Genomic DNA, 16,420 nt, shown 5'->3' on the forward strand with positions numbered 1-16,420 from the left:
CGACGATCTGAGTGGTACTGCAGGTTTCAGGGCGTGGTGGCGGGAGGACCGCTACGGCAGGAAAACGGGCTACAGCCGTCCGGGTCGTCTTCATCGGCGTTGACGGTGCCGCGTGTGGCGTCGAGGTCGACTTGGTCGAGCGGCCGGAGCGAGCGGTGGATGAAGAACTGGCCGCGCAGCGGTTTGCCGTTGGCGTTGGCGCGGGGACTGCCGTGACGGATCGCTTTGTCGAACTCGACCAGGTCGGCCCACGCGTGAGGATCGGTGTCCCGAATGAACCGCAGCCGCGAGTTTCCCGAGTAAGGACAACCGATGCACGAGCTTTTCACGACCGTGCCCATACCTCGTTCTTGGAGAAGCGTCAGGCAGTCCGAGCGGGATAGCCCGAGGTCGAGGAGCGGGAAAATGTTGCGAGTGTAGTTGACGTCGGAGTCCTTAGCACGGTGAAACTCGTTGGAGATGCCGATCGCCTGGTCGACGAACACACCACGGGGCACTCGCGTGGGATGCGGGTAGCCGAGGATCTGGCGGATGGCTTTCTTGAGCGGCTTGATCTTGTACTCGCCGGTGCATTGCCGGCGGGCCATCCCCCTCGTGCCGTCAGGGTTCTTCACGAACAGCGGCATGGTGACAAACCGGGACTCTGGTTTGAGGGCGTCGTGACGGATGTTGCCGTTTGACACGGTCAAGACAGGAATCCCTGCCCGCGCGCCGATGCGACGCGCGGTGTCGAGCTGGGCGTAGACCTGTTTGGGTTCCCAGCCGGTGTCAGCGAAGAGGGCGGCGTCGAAGGGCGGGATCTCACCGTCGCAGGCGAGCAAGAACACGCACAGGCTTTGCACGCCGGCGCCGAGGCTCAGATAGCGACCGCGCGGGCGGCCGGGATAGCGCTCACGACGCAGAGTGCCCGATCGACGGGCCGCCGGTGTCGTGGGCGGACGGCGGCGCGCTGATAACTGTGTCGGCGGGCGTGAGGTGGCGGCACGCGCTGCGGACGGTGAACGCGATGCCATGCTCACCGCTCCTCCTTCCCGTCACTGCTGGTGGCGAATCCGTGGACGGGGGCGAGGAGTCGGTGCGGGATGCGCCGCACACTGGTCGCGGGATCTTGAGCCGCCCAGAACAGCGCGGCCGTGACCAGGGCACGGTGCGCGGGCTGGTCGGAGAGCACCCAGTACTCGACGGGACGGAAGACGCCGTTCTCGTCGCGAGTACCGGTGGCCTGATAGCCGGTGTACTTGATGTCGGTCAACATCGAGTCGACCGCTGCGGGCGGCCAGGAGATGTGTGTCCCGGGCGGTGGATAGCGGTCATGGTCGGCGTCGAGCCGCGCGGTGATGTGCTCCACAGACAGACCGGTGACCGCGCGCCAATAGAAGACGTCTTGCACCACCAGGGCGCGGCGAGGGTCCGGTGTCAGGCGGGTGCGAGGTCTTCCGCGGCGGCTCTGCGCTCCGGTCACGGTCATCGTGGTGTAGCCGTACGGCGGGTGGTGAACGTTCCAGCCCTCTCGGATCAGGACCGCGATCGCCTCGGCCGACCGTCGCGTCACCGGATGCTGCGCGGGCTGGACACCGGAGGGCGTGTGGCTGGCGAGTGCTCGGCTCGGTGGCCGCCGGTCGCGCAGCCGAAGGCGGTGGCGGGCGGTACGGAACCAGTGGCGCAGATAGGTCGCGGGGTGGCGTGTCCTGCTGCGTGTGGGCATGGCGAAGAGCCCTTTCAGGAAGTCGACTTTGTGGAAGCGGGTGGAGCGTGGCGCTCCGGGGCGGGCTCGGCGGTGTCCTCGCCCCGGAGCACCACAGGTTCAGCGACGCGAGCGGGTACCGCTGCGGCGGGGACCCGCAGCGGTGGAGGTCCGGGTGGTACCTGGCGGGTGCGTCACGCGACCGCCCGCCCGGCCCGGTCGGCTCACACCGGAGCGCCTGTCCCGCGTCGTCGGGCAGGCCGATGGGTGGCAGGGCGGACGGTGCAGGTGAGTGAGGTCGTCCAGCAGGTGGCGTAGTGCGCGCGCGGCCTGCTGGGGCATCACCCCGTTGCCCAGAGCGCGAAGTTGCGCGGTGCGGGGCAGCTCGAGGTGCCCGGCGGTGACCCAGCCTGGGGGAAGGCCCATGAGCCACTCGACGAACGGCGGTGCGAGCACGGGGCGTCCGTGCCGGCCGGGCTGGGTCGGGTACGGGGCGGGGCGGCCGGTGATGAGTTCCCATCGGTGCACGGCGGCGGCATACTCGCCCCAGTTCACCGGCCCGCGTTCACCGCGTGCTGTGCGGCGGGCGCGCGATGCGCGTGCGGTCGTCACGGTCCTTCACCCCCTTCCGCGCTCGGGACTTCGGTGCGGGTGTGGTGACGGCGATGACGACCGAGGGCAGCATCAGATCGCCCTTCGAGCCGCGCTGCGCGGGACAGCCTTTGGTGCCGTCGGTCGCGCGCGGGGTCGGCAGAAGTCGTGGCGTGTCCATGAGAGCTGGGCCTCCTTGTCATGGGCGTGACGGAGATTGCGGTGGACGAACCACCGTGCGCGGTCGGGTGTCGGCGGCAGGGCCCCACGCACCGGTGGAAAGGCAGCGATCGATCCCTGCGCTGTGGGCCGCGGCGCACGACGTTCCGTCCAGCGGTGGCGTCGGGGTGCTCAGGGCGCGGGCGCGGTCGGGAAGAGACGGTCCGCCGTCGTGCGTGTCGTGGGTGCAGTTCTTCGCGTCCGAGGCGGTCGGGGTCGGCAGCAGCCGCACCGAGTCGGTCAGCGTCACGCACCCTGCCGGGATCGGGCGGCCCGGCTTCCGCACGGTCTGGCTCGCCGCCGACCGCGAGTCCGCCGCTGTCGGGGTCGGGGCCGGCAGAAGGTGCGCAGCCTTGACGACCGAGTCGACCACGTCGTTGAGGTTTACCTGATGTCCGCCCGCGCGCCGCCGTGCTGGATCGACTGGTCCGCGGGGTTCGCCGTCGCGGGCCTGCGGGGTCGGCATCATCCGCATCCCGTCCCGGGGCGGGGACGGCACACAGGAACACGCGTTCGCGGCGGTGGGCGGCGCCGATGTCGGCGGCTCGTACGCAACGCCAGACCGCGTCATACCCCGCTTCGGCCAGCCCGCCGAGTACACGGTCGAGGCCGCCGTTCTTCCAGCGGAGGGCGGCGACGTTCTCCACGACGACGAGGCGGGGTCGTAGTACGCGAATGGCGTCCAGGATGGTGTGCCACAGTCCACTGCGAGCGCCTTTCTCGATGCCCGCGCGCCGACCGGCGGCGGAAATGTCCTGACAAGGGAAGCCGGCCGTGAGCACCTCGACCGGTGCGACGGAGGCGAAGTCGACCGCGCGCAGATCGCCCAGGTTCGGCACGCCAGGCAGCCGCGCGGCGAGGATCGCGGCCGCGTGCGGGTCGACCTCGCAGTACCAGGCGATGCGCCCGCCGAGCACGGCGGCGACGCCGAGGTCGAGACCGGCCACGCCGGTGCACAGCGACCCGATCACCGGGCCGTCGGTCGCGACGAACCGCAGCGGATCCGCAGCGTCGGTGTGGCGCTCAGGCATGGTGCGCCTCCCGCGCCACGGGTCGCCGGTCCGAGTCGTCCCTCGGCGGCGGGCAGCGGTGTCGGGTGGCGGCGCGCCGGGCTGTGGCGGGATGCCGGAAGTGCGCGTCCCAGCCGCAGTCCCGGCAGTGCACCCGCGTGCTCACGATGCCCTCCGCCCACGACTCGCGTCCCCGTCACCCGACAAGGCCGGCGTGACGCTGGCCGTGAGGGGCTTGGCCAGGACGATGACGTCCTCGTGCGCGATCAGATGCAAGGGCAGGCCCTGCTCACGCTGCTTGCGGATGAAGTCGCGCTGAAAGAAGCTCCCGCGGGCGACCAGCTCGCGGTCGGCGACTCGGGCCAGCAGGGCGACGCAGCGTTCGACCGGGACCAGCCCGGCGGCCTGGCCACAGGCGATGATCTGCGAGGGCAGATCAATGAGCTCCGAGTGCTCGCGCCACGGGCGGACAGTGATCGCGATGTGCCCGCCGGGGCGCAGCACGGCCGCGCAGCCGGTGAGGATGCGGGTGAAGCCGGCCAGCAGCCGGTGGTGGCCGACGTTGGCCAGGTTCCCGCGATCCAACGCGCTGCCGTAGCGGTGGTGGTACTTGTGCACTTTCCCGTCATGCGAGTCGGTGCTGGCGGTGACGACCTGCCCATGCGTGGACGGCCCATACGGCGGGGAGGTGATCACCAGCGCGACCTGCCCGCGATATTTCTCGGGCAGCAGGGACGGCAGCTGCCGGGCGTCGCCGTGCACGATCTCGCCGTCGTGCTCGTGGCCGCGTTGACGGGCCAGGTCAAGGTTCGCCTGGGCGACGCTGACCCAGTGCGGCTCGTACTCGACACCGACCGCGCGGCGCCCGGCATCGATCGCCTCCACCAAGGTGGTGCCGGACCCGGCCATCGGATCGAACACCAGCTCCCCGGGACGGGTGTAGGCACGGATGGCGTGCGCCGCGACGGCAGGGAGCATCTTCGCCGGGTGCGCGGTCGACTCGGGCACATACCGGCCTTTGCGCTGGGTGGCCGGGGAGGTCTGCGCGGTCGCCCACACCGACAACGGCAGATCGCCGAGGTCGAACCCACAGGTCCTACCGCTCGGACTGACCGGATCGTGTCCGGTCGCGATGTCCGTCGGTGTGGGGCTGGTGTCGAGGGCGTCGATGAGCGCGCGGGAGATCGGCACGGTCGGGTCAGCGCTGCCGTGGTTGGTCGATGTCGCGGGGTGCTGGTGACACATGAGGGCGCTGCCTTTCGCAGGTGCGGGAGTGGCCGGGGACGGCCCGGCCGAGTGCGGCGAGGGCGGGGTCATTGGTCACGTCCGGCGCCGCCGGGCGGGGCGGGCGCCGGACCGGCCCCGGGGAGCGGTGCGCCGAGGTCGGCCGGTTGCGCGAACGCGAGGACATCGCCATGCGCGCGCAGATGCGGGGCAGGCAGTCCGCGCACCGCCGCGCGATGCCGGGCGCGGTCGTACTCGGCGGCCACCGCCACGCTCGGCGCGGCCCGCAAGCGCCCCTTCTCCACGGGAGCGTGCAACGTGACGATGTGCTGCAGGTAGAGCAGATCGGCGTGCTGCGCAGCGGCGACGATCGCGCCGGTCGGATCGACCAGCCGACCCCGCGTCCAGTCGCTGTGCGTGTACACCGCGAGGATGCCGCCCTGACGCAGACGGTTCGCCGCCAGTAGCGCGAGCCGGTCCAACGAAACCGACTCGGCGGCGTGGCCGGGCAGGGACACGATCACGAGATCCGCCCGCGCGCCGCGCTCGGACTCCGGTCCTTCCGCGCTGGAGGGGAGCCCGGTGCACGCCGGGACCGACGGTGTTCCGGCCAGCGCCGCGGACGGATCACTCGCGTCGGTGACGAGATCAGCCCAGAACGGTCGCGACGACGCGGCGGAGCCACCGTCGCCGCGGTGGAAGGTAACCGTGTCGGCGGTGCGGCCGACCGCGCGCACCGCCTCGTGCGCCGCTGCCACGGACGCTTCGCCGGTCGTCGCCGAGCCGTCCGTGCCGGAGCGCGTGCCGGTGATCGGTGCGGGGTCGAGGTCGACCAGGACGACGTGCGCACCGGGGTCGGTGAACGCCGCCGTGATGGACTCCACGATCGGTACCGGCCACATCGCGTGGGCGTCGATCGGGTCCGGCCCGCACGTCCACACCGTCGCCGGTGTCGGCGCGGTCGACGACGGCGCCGGGCGTCGACGCGACGAGGTCGGCGTGCCCTCGGGACGCGAGGTGCTGTCGGTCCCGCCGACGCCTGCCGTGGTGCTGTGCACGCGCGCTCCGGGGTAGGGAGCGCGGTCGCCACCGCGCCGGGTGCGCGGCGGACGATCCGAGTCTGTCCGGCGACCCGGACGGCCGTCCGGGAACTGCGAACGCTGGGCCATGAGAGTCCTCCTGCGAGCGAGAACAGCCGGGACGACGCCCGGCCTGGTTCGTGCTGTCGGCGGGCAATACCGAGAAACCCCCCGATTTGCGACACGCTCTCGCCAAAATTTTTGAGAATTCTCGACCTCGCCCCAGTCGCCGCCCACACCCAACAAGAAGCCGTCACCGACCAGGGATTCTTACTATCAACTCTCCCGAAGAAATTCGAGAGCTCAGAGCGATAAGGATTATTCACCCAGCTTCCATGCGGATGCCTCAAACCGTCATCGACCAGCACTCCACCTTGAGGCACCTCTCGGAGGCACAGTCCAAATAGAGCGCTTGGCACAGCTCAAACGCCTATCCAGAGGCGCCTCAAAGATCAACAAAGTCCACCGGCCCTGTCCCGGAATTGGCAATCAAGCCATCACATACTTGTCCACTTGAGGCGCTTACGAGGCGCTTTTGTCGCGACTTTGAGGCGACCTTGAGGCGGTTTTGAGGCGGCCCGAATGACTTGATGGCAGCTCACGAATCACCACATTCACATGGGAGCTGTCATGGATTTTCCCTCACATGAAATCAAGGGCCAGGAACGCGTGTTCCGCTTGGGCCCTAATCCCGATTTCGTCAAAGACTCCGACGTGTTCGCGCTGGCGCGCTCCAGCTTCGCGTGGTTGGTGACCGGGCCGGATCCGGTCAGTGTCGACGGACGCGAGATCCCCGGGTTGCCACAGCGTCCGGTGCCGCTGGACGAGCTCGGCACGCTGCTGCTGGCTGAGGATTGCGCGCAGGCAACACGCGACGCAGCGTGGGCGTACTTGATCACTCGCGCCCGTGCCGAACGCGGCACGTGGATGGTGGCGTGTGTCGGGCTGGGGCTGCCGGTGCTGCTGCGCGTGGCGACCATCGTGACCCGCCACTTCACCGGTGACACCCATGACCTCAACGCTGCCGTGCTCACCGGGTTCCTCACCGGCCTGCACGAAGTTGATCTGGTCCGGCCGGCGATCCTCGCTCGGTTGTACTACGCGGCCTACCGCGAGGGACGGGTGGCGTTGGACGAGGCCACTGGTGGCCCGATCCTTGCGGGCGATCTGATCAATGAGCTCGCCGAGTCGCCCAGCCCGGAAGAACACCCCGATCTCGATCTCGATCTCGATCTCGATCTCGTGCTCGCCGCTGCTGTACGCGCTGGCGCGATCACCGCCGACGAAGCGGGCCTGATCTCCGTGACCCGCCTCGGCACGACCTCTCTGGCCGAAGCCGCACAGGCGCGCGGAATGACCTACAAACAACTCGCGAAAATCCGCGAACGCGCCGAACCCCGTCTCGTCTCCTACCTGACCAAGCAGTCCGCGGACACCTCCGAGACGCCACCGGCCGATGGGGCGGAGTCGTCCGCGCCAGCTCGCGTGCGTCGTGGTCCCACTAACGCCGGGGCTACCGAGACCGGTCGCACGAAATTACCCACCGTGACCAGGGGTGGAGCAGTGCGGGAGAAAAAAGTTCGGCGAACCGTGTCGCAAAACGGCCCGAAATCCCGCATTGCCTCCCGCGGGGCCCCGCACCCCGCAGATCGCCGTTCGCACGCCGCCCGCACCAGTTCCGGTCCGGCCGCGCACACCAGCCGGGAGGTCCACTCATGCGACTGACACCACGCCGCCATCTCCGCGCGCCCACACGCGGCACGGCATCCAGCCGTCCCGGCTCCCCTGCCCCAGCGACCCGCCCACGCCGGGCAATACCCCGGGCCGCGACCGCAGACGTGCGGCACGCCGAGCATCGCTGCGCAGGTTCCGCTGGCACCGCCTCAACGACGACACCGGCATGGCAACCGCGACATGGGCACCGACGCCGCGTCGTGCTGCTCCTGGGGTGGCTGATCGCCACCGTAGTGGTGCTGACGTCCTCGGCCGCGCGGGCGGAGACCGTCCACTATGTCGCGCTCGCGGCGACTGTCGATCAGGTCCTCGGCAACATCCGCAACTGGGTCATGGGGATCTTGGCCGGGGTCGCGGTCGTGTTCATCACCATCGGCGGTCTGCGCTACCTGATGGCCTCGGGCGACCCCGGCGAAATCGAGAAAGCCAAGGGCGCGTTCAAAGCCGCCGGCATCGGCTTCGGGCTCGCCGCACTCGCCCCGCTCGTGGTCGAGATCCTCAAGGGAATCGTGGGCGGGGTGTGAGCGATGACCACCCCGCGCCACACACCGTCCTTCCGTCCACGCCACCCCACCCGAACTGCCGAATCCAGTCCTCACCATGACGGCACGGACACGAGGTCGGGGCGCGGCGACCGGCTCATGCTCGGACCACCGGCAGCACCCGCCCGACGCCGTCGCGGACGCTGGCTGCCCCAGCGGCAGTGGGCCCGCGCGCTCGCGGTGCTGGTGCCGCTGTTGGCTGCCGTCGCCGGAATCGCGCTGACAGCCTCGGCCGCACCCGTGCCCACGCCCGTGGCGGCTGTGGCGGCGTTGGTGCCCGCGCAGCCACCGGTACTGCCGCTGCCGCCCAACCCCAGCTGCGTGCCAGGCTCTGCCGAACCGGCGTGCCTTCTGCCGGGGACGTCGTCGCCGCGCCCCGCGCCGCCGACGGGACTCCCGAGTGCACCGCTGGTTCCCGGCTCGTCAACGCCGCCGGTGTCGTGTTTCCCAGGATCGGTGCTGCCCGAGTGCGGCAATCTCCCCACCCAGCCGCCCACGAGCCAGCCCTGTGACGGCCCGAACTGCATCCCCCAGCCAGTACCCCGCGACCCCGGTGACGACGACAGCGAGTGCGGGTTCACCGACCCGGTCGCGTGTGTCACCGAGGCCATCGACACCTTCTTCCGCGGCCTGGTGATCGGCGCACTGAACCCGCTGCTCGATCTGCTGGGCAAGACGGTGCTGTCCACACCGGACCCGAGCCTCCTGCCCGGCATCGGCCAGGCCTGGACCGAGTCCTGGCACCTGATGCTCGCCTTCTACGGCAGCATCGTCGTGATCGCGGGCCTGATCCTGATGGCCTACGAGACCCTGCAGACCCGCTACACGATCAAGGAGATCGCGCCCCGGCTCGCGGCCGGGTTCCTCGCCGGGACGCTGTCGCTGTTCCTAGCGACCCAGGGTATCGAGATCTCCAACGCCGTGAGCGCGACGTTGATGACCGACGCGGTCAATCCGAACACAGCTGCCAAGGCGATGACCGACATGATCCTCGGTTCGCTCAACGGCGGGCAGGGCTGGCTGCTGTTCATCGGGCTCGCGCTCGCCGCGCTGCTCGTCGTGCTGCTGTTGACGTTCATCGTGCGGGTCCTCGCGACGATGCTGTTGATCGCCGCCGCGCCGTTCGTGCTGATGTGGCACGCGTTGCCGCACACCGAGGGCGTCGCCGTGTTCTGGTGGAAGGCCTACGGTCTGCTGCTGATCATCCCGATCGGACAGGCCGGTGCGCTGAGTGCGTCGCTGCGGGTGTTCTTCACCCCCGGCGGTTTCACCATCTTCGGGCCGACGCTGAACGGGCTGACCAATCTTCTGTTCTGCGTCGCGCTGATGTGGATTTTGGTCAAGATCCCCTTCTGGTGCCTGCAACCGCTGCGCGGCGGTGGCGGCCGGTCGCTGCTCGGGTCACTGGTGCGCGGCGCGATCGCCTACAAGACCATGGGCCTGCTCGGCGGCGCCACCTCGCTCTTCGGCCGCAAGGGCCGCAAGCCCGGCCCGGCACATCGTGCGCGCGGACGCGACACCGCACCCGCGGATCCGCCGTCGACCCGTTCGGGCCAGTTCATGCTGCCGATACGGGTCCGCCGCACACGCCTTACTCCCGGGCGATCCCCGCGTCTGGGTGAGATGACGGACACCGGCACTCGAGCGGGGAGGAAACCCGGACAGGGACAGCTGTCGATGTTCACCACGAGTGGCTCCGGGGACGAGCAGACAGTCGCGGCGAACCCGCGGGCGCTCCCACCGGACTCTCTGCCCGGCGCGCTGCCCCGTGACCAGCTCGGGCTGCCGATCACCACACGCAGGATCCCCGACCGGGTCGGACGCCGGTCCCTGGCCGACGACCTCGCCGCACGAGGCGCCGGGATGCCGCCGCCGGTGCCCCAGCCCGGGTTGCTCACTTCGGATGGGCGGGTCAACCGCAATGCCCGCCCGCCCGCGCATCTACCCCGCGCGCTGATCGCGCCGAGCGCCGGGATGCTGCCGATCCACCTGCGTCCAGCACCCCCGGCTACGCCTCGGCGGTCGCTCGCCGATGACCTCACCAACCCGGTGCCGGCCCGCCCACCGCGGCAAACCGGGCCTGGGCTGATCACCCCGTCCGGCCAGATCAACCGCGCGGCCCGCGCCTCCCGCCGTCCGGCACGGGATGCCTACACCGGCAACCGGTCACTCGCCTCCGGCCAGTACCCGCTTCCCCTCGGCGTCCGGCGCCAGCCCACACCCCCGCCACCTGCCAGCGACGCGAGCGCTTCACCTCCGCCGAAACGGCGAGCCGGAACGCAATTACGCCTGCCCCTGGACCTGCCCGCCCGGCGGGGCCCGAAGACGAAGTGAGGACCGATTCGCCATGACTTCTCCTGTGCGTGTGCCCGCCGACGTCGACCGCCCGGACAGGGTGCTCGGTCCGCTGACCGCCCGGCAGCTCACGATCCTCGGCGTCACCGGCCTCCTGCTCTACAGCCTGTACTCGCTGACCCGTGGGTTCGTGCCGCTGCCGGTGTTCCTCATCGTCGCCATCCCGGTCGGGATCACGGCCACCGTGCTGGCTCTCGGGCAGCGCGACGGGCTGCCCCTGGACCGCCTCGCGCTCGCCGCGATCCGCCAGCACCTGTCTCCGCGGCACCGGGTCGCCGCGCCCGAAGGCGTCCGCGCGGCCCCGGCCTGGCTCACCGCCCAGCACTCCGACACCCGCGCCCGTAGCCGTGGCGGACGGCGTCGGTCACCGACCGGGACCAAGCCGGTGTCCCCGGCACCGCTGGAGCTGCCCGCCCACGGTGTCGCCGACACCGGCGCACACGCCGGGATCGTCGACCTCGGCACGGACGGGCGCGCGGTCATCGCCGTGTGCAGCACCGTCAACTTCTCGCTGCGCACACCCGGGGAACAAGAAGCGCTCGTCGCCAGTTTCGCGCGCTACCTACACTCACTGACCGCGCCCGTGCAGATCCTCATCCGCGCCGAACGGCTCGACCTCGCCCCGCAGATCGCCGAACTCCGCGCCCACGCCGGCGGTCTCCCGCACCCCGCCTTGGAAGCGGCCGCGCGGGACCACGCGGACTACCTCACTGAGCTCACCGCCCAGGCGGATCTGCTCCGCCGCCAAGTGCTGCTTGTGCTGCGCGAACCGCTGCGAACCGGCCCAGCCACACCTGCCACCGCGTCGAGCGTGCTGCCATGGCGGCACCACCGCCACGACAACGGACCGGTGGAGAACGGAGTACGGCAGGCGGCCGAACAACGCCTGGTGCGCCGCCTGGGCGAGGCCATCGAGCTGCTGACCCCGGCCGGGATCGTGGCCACCCCACTCGACGCCGCCGCCGCGACCGGCGTACTCGCGGCGGCCTGCAACCCCGACACCTTCCTGCCGCCCTCGGCCGCACTGGCAGGGGCCGACGAGGTCGTCACCTCCACCACCACCTTCACCGACCTCTACGGCCCCGACGACCCCGCCGGCGATGCCGACCTCGCGGCGTCGTCTCACCCGGCTCCGCCGCGTCCATCGACTGTCGCGCCGCGCTCCGGTCGCTCGCAGGCGCCGGGCCCGTGGCTGTCCGAGGACGAGGACTGGGACTACGACGACGACGAGATCGAAAGCAGGTAACCCCTGATGGCACGCACCAGAAACCACAGCACCGTGGCCCGGTCCGGGTCGGCGGGAGCGTTCACCCCGGACGCGCTGTCGGTGTCCGCCCGGCACCTCGAGGTCGGCAACGAATTCGTCGCGAGCTTCGGCGTCACGGGCTATCCGCAGGAGGTCTACCCCGGCTGGCTCGCCCCGCTGCTGACCTACCCCGCCCGCTTGGACGTCTCGGTCCACGTCCAGCCCGTCGACCCGGCGACCGCGGCGAGCGGACTGCGCAAGCAACGCGCCAAACTCGAATCGTCCCGCCGCCGCAACGCAAAGCATGACCGGCTCGACGACCCAGACCTCGACGCCGCCGCCGAGGACGCCGCCGACCTCTCGCGCAGCATCGCCCGCGGCGACGGACGCCTGTTCCGCTTCGGGCTGTATCTCACCGTGCACGCCCCGGACGAAACCTCCCTCGCTGAGGAAGTCTCCGCGCTGCGGTCGTTGTGCGCGTCCCTGCTGCTGGACGCGAAACCCGCGACCTACCGTGCTTTGCAGGGCTGGGTGAGCACCCTGCCACTCGGACTGGACCCGCTCGGTCTGAAAAGGACGTTCGACACCGCCGCGGTCAGCGCCGCGTATCCGTTCACCTCGCCGGACCTCCCGCCGACCGACCCGACCACCTCCGCCCCCTCTGGGGTCCTCTACGGCTACAACGTCGGCTCCTCCGGGCTGGTCCATTGGGACCGGTTCGCCTGCGACAACTACAACTCCGTCGTCCTCGGCCGCTCCGGCGCGGGTAAGAGCTACTTCGTCAAGCTCGAGACCCTGCGCAGCCTCTACCGCCGACTCGGCGACACCGAGAACGGATGGGCCACCCACGGAGTCCAGGCATTCGTCATCGACCCCGAAGACGAATATGCCCGCCTGGCCTCCCAGGTCGGCGGCACCTACGTCCACCTCGGCGCGGGCGGAGTCCGGCTGAACCCGTTCGACCTGCCTGTGCACCTCGGCGCGAACGGACGCCGGACCGCGCCACAGGACGCCCTCAAGCGGCGCAGCTTATTCCTGCACACCGTCCTGGCTGTGCTGTTCGGCGCGGAGGTCACCGCCGCCGAACGAGCCGTGCTCGACACCGCGATCACCGCCACCTACCACCGCGCGGGCATCACCGGTGACGCCCGCACCTGGACGCGCCCAGCGCCACTGCTGCGCGACCTGCGCGACATGCTCGCCACCACCGGCGACGGTGGCGACGCGATGGCCGCCGACCTCGCCGCCCGGCTGCACCCCTACGTCGACGGCTCGTACGCCGACCTCTTCGACGGGCCCACCACGACCACCCCGGACGGGCACCTCGTCGTGTTCTCCCTACGCGACCTGCCCGACGAGCTACGCACGATCGGCACCCTGCTCGTGCTCGACACCGTCTGGCGGCGCGTCTCGAACCCGGCCGACCGCCGGCCCCGGCTGGTCGTGGTCGACGAAGCCGGCGTCCTCATGCGCCAGCACGTCGCCGCGCTGTTCTTACTGCGCCTGGCCAAAGCCGCCCGCAAACACTGGTGCGGGCTCACCGTGGCCACCCAGGACGCCGCTGATCTGCTCGGCAGCGACCTGGGCAAAGCCATCGTGAGCAACGCCGCGACCCAGGTGCTCCTTCGCGCGGCACCGCAGGCGATCGACGAGATCGCCGAGGCCTTCGACCTCTCCGTCGGAGAGCGGCGCTTCCTGCTGTCGGCCGACCGCGGCCAAGGCCTGCTCAGCTCCGGCACGCTGCGAGTGGCGGTCCAGTCACTGGCCTCGCCCACAGAGAACTTCTTGATCACCACCGATCCCGCCGAACTGGCCCGGTTCGCCGAACAGGACCCGGACGCCACCGACAGCGGCCTCGCTGAGGCCTACATCGACCTCGGCCCCACCGAGACCACCGGCTCTGTCTACGAGGCCGGCAGGGCCGACATCGACGACGGGTTCGACGACGCAAGACAGGTCGACCTCGACACCGCGTGATCCCGGCCCCGTGCCGCTTCCCGGCTTTCCCTCGTCTCACAGGAGTTTTCCCGGAAGGGAGTTCCGTCATGTCCGTACACAACGCGGCATCCCCGGTGACGCAGAACGGGGTGAGTGACTATCTGCGCGACCCCGGCGGCGTCACCGGTCGCCTGCTCACCGCCGCAGGCGACTGGGCACTGACCTCGGGACCGGTCATCGTCCCGGCCCTGGCCGTCGCCCTGGCGGGCGCTGTTGTCGCGCGCCGCTGGTGGCGTAGTCGCCGCCACGCCGCGCTGCTGGCCGATGCTCGCCGGATCACCGTGCTCGCCCCGCCGACCGTCGATCCCGCCGGCGGGGCCGCGGTCTGGTCCAACCTCGTCGGTCTCCTCCGCCCCGCCTGGCGGCGGTTCTGGGCCGGGCAACCGCATCTGGCGATGGAGTACGTGTTCGGCGAGCACGGCGTCACCGTGCAGTTCTGGGTCCCCGGCCTTATCCCACCCTCACTGGTGGAACGAGCGGTCGAGGCCGCCTGGCCCGGCGCACACACCCGCACCAACCCAGCCACCTCACCCTTCCCCGCGCTGGAGACCGGGCGCCGGCGGATCACCGTCGGCGGCCAGCTACGCCTCGCCCGCACCGAGGCCCTCCCGATCCGCACGGCGTTCGACGCCGACCCGATCCGCGGGCTGCTCGGCGCGCCGGTCGGACTCGGCCGCGACGAGCGGGCTTGCGTGCAGATCCTCGCCCGCCCGGTCACCGGCCGCCGCGTCGCCCAGGCCCGCCGCGCCGCCCGCCGGGTCCACCACGGCTCCTCGGGACGGCTCGGGGGACGGCTCCTCGATGCGATCACCCCCGGCGCGAACGCCACCCGCACTCGCCGGACCTCGGACTCGCGCAGGATCAGCCAGGATCCGCAGCTGTCGCTGGAATATTCGACACAGAACAAGGCGATCGTGAACAAACAGCGGGGTTCGCAGTACGAGACGGTGATCCGGTACGCCGTGGCCACCGACCTTCCCGCCGACGCGGCCGACAACCTGGTGCACCAGGCCCGTGACACCGCGCGCGGGCGCGCGCACGCGCTGGCCGCCGCGTTCGCCGCCTACACCGACCACAACCACTACACCCGCACCCGCCTCCACCGGCCCGGCCCCACGCTCGCCGACCGGCGTCTCGGCCGCGGCGACCTGCTCTCCGTGCCTGAACTCGCGGCGCTCGCGCATCTGCCCACCGACGCCGAGATCCCCGGCGTCGAACGCGCCGGAGCCAAAGCCGTCGCCCCACCGCCCGGCATCCCGACCCCAGGCCCGGGTGTGATGCCCCTGGGACAGTCCGACACCGGCCACGCCCGCTCGGTCGGCCTGCGGCTCGCCGACGCCCGCTACCACCTGCACCTGATCGGACCGACCGGTTCCGGGAAGTCCACCCTGCTCGGCCAGATCATCCTCGACGACGTCGACAACCAGCGCGGTGTCGTCCTGATCGACCCGAAAGGCGACCTGGTCACCGACATCCTCAACCGGCTCCCGCGCCGCGCGGCCGAAAGAGTGGTGCTGTTCGACGCCGACTCCCGGCACCGACCACCCATCCTCAACCCGCTGGAGGGCGGGGAAACCGACCGTGAGGTCGACAACCTCGTCTCCGTCTTCCGCCGCGTGTACTCGGCGTTCTGGGGACCACGCACCGACGACCTCATGCGTGCCGCCTGCCTCACCCTGCGCGCCCAAGAAGCCGTACCAACCCTCGCCGACCTCCCGAAACTCCTCACCAGCGAAGCGTTCCGGTCCCGCATCACCAGCGGGCTGACCGATCCGGTGCTGCGCGGCTTCTGGGAGTGGTACGACGGACTCACCGATAGCTCTCGTTCTCAGGTGATCTCGCCGTTGATGAACAAGCTTCGCGCGTTCTTGCTGCGCCCCTTCGTGAAAGAAGCCATCGCCGGAGGACGGTCCACAGTGGACATGTCCCAGGTGCTCGACGAGGGCGGGATCTGCCTCGTGCGCATCCCCAAAGGGTCCCTCGGGGAAGAGACCACCCGCCTGGTCGGATCGCTGGTCGTGGCGCGCACCTGGCAGGCCACCACCGCCCGCGCCCGCGTCCCGCAGCGCCTGCGCCCCGACGCCCACACCGTCATCGACGAATGCCACAACTTCCTGCATCTCCCCTACCCCATGGAAGACATGCTCGCCGAAGCACGAGCGTTCCGGAACGGATTCATCCTGGCCCACCAGCACCTCGGCCAACTGTCGAGAGAACTGAAAGAAGGCCTCTCCACTAACGCCCGCAACAAAATCATCTACTCCTCATCACCCGAAGACGCCCGCGAACTCGCCCGCCACACCACACCCCGGCTCTCCGAACACGACCTCTCCCACCTCGGCGTCTACCACGCCGCCGCACGCCTGGTCGTGCACGGCGAGGAAACCGAGCCCTTCACCATGACCACCACACCCCTGCCCGACCCGATCCCCGGCCGGGCGCGCGAAATCCGGGCCGTGCTCCGCGCCCAGCGCCGCGCACACAACACCGCAACCAGCACAACCTCCCGCGCCGGAAGCCCAGCGGCCACCACCACCGCGACGCGGGTAGAGCGCCGGGTTTCCCCGACCCGGCCGCCCCGGACCGACCCACGCCGCACCCGCCCCTAGGCGCCCGCCGGACGCGGATTCGCCTTCGCGCCACACGGAAACAGCCGCTGCCCCCGGTTCTCATCCGTGGCCTGCATCGGTCTGCCCACAGCAGTTGTCCACAGCCTGTTGACAATCAAGGGAGCGTTC

The 16,420-nt window shown here is 70.6% G+C and carries 14 protein-coding genes and 1 pseudogene; 8 read left to right on the forward strand and 7 right to left on the reverse strand.

Going from position 1 to position 16,420, the window contains the following annotated elements; all coding sequences use genetic code 11:
- Nucleotides 1-26: 26 nt before the first annotated feature.
- The 4 genes from AJAP_RS37890 to AJAP_RS44655 form a co-directional block, all read right to left on the reverse strand.
- Nucleotides 27-1,013, reverse strand: a complete 987-nt coding sequence (locus tag AJAP_RS37890) for a hypothetical protein (RefSeq protein WP_228695032.1) — start codon at nt 1,011-1,013, stop codon at nt 27-29.
- Nucleotides 1,014-1,015: 2 nt separating this feature from the next.
- A complete protein-coding gene (locus tag AJAP_RS37895) occupies nt 1,016-1,705 on the reverse strand; it encodes a recombinase family protein (protein ID WP_084098473.1) in 690 nt (229 codons plus the stop codon).
- Nucleotides 1,706-1,804: 99 nt separating this feature from the next.
- On the reverse strand, nt 1,805-2,296 hold the full coding sequence (locus AJAP_RS44565) for a hypothetical protein (protein ID WP_174492077.1): 492 nt from the start codon (nt 2,294-2,296) through the stop codon (nt 1,805-1,807).
- Entirely contained in the window at nt 2,250-2,456 is a 207-nt protein-coding gene (locus AJAP_RS44655) for a hypothetical protein (RefSeq protein ID WP_051972726.1), read from the reverse strand. Before AJAP_RS44655 ends, AJAP_RS44565 begins: the two co-directional genes overlap by 47 nt.
- A 94-nt stretch (nt 2,457-2,550) precedes the next feature.
- Here AJAP_RS44655 and AJAP_RS45005 point away from each other — a divergent pair, with 94 nt between their 5' ends.
- A complete protein-coding gene (locus tag AJAP_RS45005; protein WP_228695041.1) occupies nt 2,551-2,886 on the forward strand; it encodes a hypothetical protein in 336 nt (111 codons plus the stop codon).
- A 162-nt stretch (nt 2,887-3,048) separates the two neighbouring features.
- Here AJAP_RS45005 and AJAP_RS45010 read toward each other — a convergent pair.
- The 3 genes and pseudogenes from AJAP_RS45010 to AJAP_RS37915 form a co-directional block, all read right to left on the reverse strand.
- Nucleotides 3,049-3,525 (reverse strand): annotated as a pseudogene (locus tag AJAP_RS45010) (DNA cytosine methyltransferase); the annotation flags it as partial.
- Between the two features lie 141 nt (nt 3,526-3,666).
- Nucleotides 3,667-4,749, reverse strand: a complete 1,083-nt coding sequence (locus tag AJAP_RS37910; RefSeq protein WP_038520543.1) for a DNA methyltransferase — start codon at nt 4,747-4,749, stop codon at nt 3,667-3,669.
- A 68-nt stretch (nt 4,750-4,817) separates the two neighbouring features.
- The gene (locus AJAP_RS37915; RefSeq protein ID WP_038520546.1) at nt 4,818-5,612 is read right to left on the reverse strand and encodes a hypothetical protein; all 795 of its coding nucleotides are present in this window, start codon (nt 5,610-5,612) and stop codon (nt 4,818-4,820) included.
- Between AJAP_RS37915 and AJAP_RS37920 the strand changes: the two genes are divergently transcribed.
- From AJAP_RS37920 to AJAP_RS37950, 7 genes are all read left to right on the forward strand, one after another.
- Nucleotides 5,602-5,802, forward strand: coding sequence for a hypothetical protein (locus AJAP_RS37920; RefSeq protein ID WP_148311629.1), 201 nt, complete (start codon nt 5,602-5,604; stop codon nt 5,800-5,802). The two genes, AJAP_RS37915 and AJAP_RS37920, sit on opposite strands and share 11 nt — an antisense overlap.
- Nucleotides 5,803-6,437: 635 nt before the next feature.
- Nucleotides 6,438-7,532: a hypothetical protein gene (locus tag AJAP_RS37925; protein WP_038520552.1), complete on the forward strand. Its 1,095-nt coding sequence runs from the start codon at nt 6,438-6,440 to the stop codon at nt 7,530-7,532.
- 209 nt (nt 7,533-7,741) lie between these two features.
- On the forward strand, nt 7,742-8,065 hold the full coding sequence (locus tag AJAP_RS37930; RefSeq protein ID WP_038520555.1) for a pilin: 324 nt from the start codon (nt 7,742-7,744) through the stop codon (nt 8,063-8,065).
- 117 nt (nt 8,066-8,182) lie between these two features.
- Nucleotides 8,183-10,417 (forward strand): hypothetical protein, encoded by a 2,235-nt coding sequence (locus tag AJAP_RS37935; RefSeq protein WP_228694777.1) that lies wholly within the window; start codon nt 8,183-8,185, stop codon nt 10,415-10,417.
- A 13-nt stretch (nt 10,418-10,430) separates the two neighbouring features.
- Nucleotides 10,431-11,684, forward strand: coding sequence for a PrgI family protein (locus tag AJAP_RS37940; RefSeq protein WP_038520560.1), 1,254 nt, complete (start codon nt 10,431-10,433; stop codon nt 11,682-11,684).
- A gap of 6 nt (nt 11,685-11,690) precedes the next feature.
- Entirely contained in the window at nt 11,691-13,661 is a 1,971-nt protein-coding gene (locus AJAP_RS37945) for a VirB4 family type IV secretion system protein (protein WP_038520563.1), read from the forward strand.
- A 68-nt stretch (nt 13,662-13,729) separates the two neighbouring features.
- Nucleotides 13,730-16,291: a type IV secretory system conjugative DNA transfer family protein gene (locus AJAP_RS37950; RefSeq protein ID WP_038520566.1), complete on the forward strand. Its 2,562-nt coding sequence runs from the start codon at nt 13,730-13,732 to the stop codon at nt 16,289-16,291.
- Nucleotides 16,292-16,420: the final 129 nt, after the last annotated feature.

This window comes from Amycolatopsis japonica, assembly GCF_000732925.1.
Taxonomy (GTDB): Bacteria; Actinomycetota; Actinomycetes; order Mycobacteriales; family Pseudonocardiaceae; genus Amycolatopsis; species Amycolatopsis japonica.

What these genes read in the sequence shown, in the direction of transcription:
- AJAP_RS37890 (WP_228695032.1), bottom strand. Translation starts at nt 1,013, where the DNA reads ATGGCATCGCGTTCACCGTCCGCAGCGCGTGCCGCCACCTCACGCCCG.
- AJAP_RS37895 (WP_084098473.1), bottom strand. Translation starts at nt 1,705, where the DNA reads ATGCCCACACGCAGCAGGACACGCCACCCCGCGACCTATCTGCGCCAC.
- AJAP_RS44655 (WP_051972726.1), bottom strand. Translation starts at nt 2,456, where the DNA reads ATGGACACGCCACGACTTCTGCCGACCCCGCGCGCGACCGACGGCACC.
- AJAP_RS37910 (WP_038520543.1), bottom strand. Translation starts at nt 4,749, where the DNA reads ATGTGTCACCAGCACCCCGCGACATCGACCAACCACGGCAGCGCTGAC.
- AJAP_RS37920 (WP_148311629.1), top strand. Translation starts at nt 5,602, where the DNA reads ATGGACTCCACGATCGGTACCGGCCACATCGCGTGGGCGTCGATCGGG.
- AJAP_RS37925 (WP_038520552.1), top strand. Translation starts at nt 6,438, where the DNA reads ATGGATTTTCCCTCACATGAAATCAAGGGCCAGGAACGCGTGTTCCGC.
- AJAP_RS37935 (WP_228694777.1), top strand. Translation starts at nt 8,183, where the DNA reads ATGCTCGGACCACCGGCAGCACCCGCCCGACGCCGTCGCGGACGCTGG.
- AJAP_RS37940 (WP_038520560.1), top strand. Translation starts at nt 10,431, where the DNA reads ATGACTTCTCCTGTGCGTGTGCCCGCCGACGTCGACCGCCCGGACAGG.
- AJAP_RS37945 (WP_038520563.1), top strand. Translation starts at nt 11,691, where the DNA reads ATGGCACGCACCAGAAACCACAGCACCGTGGCCCGGTCCGGGTCGGCG.
- AJAP_RS37950 (WP_038520566.1), top strand. Translation starts at nt 13,730, where the DNA reads ATGTCCGTACACAACGCGGCATCCCCGGTGACGCAGAACGGGGTGAGT.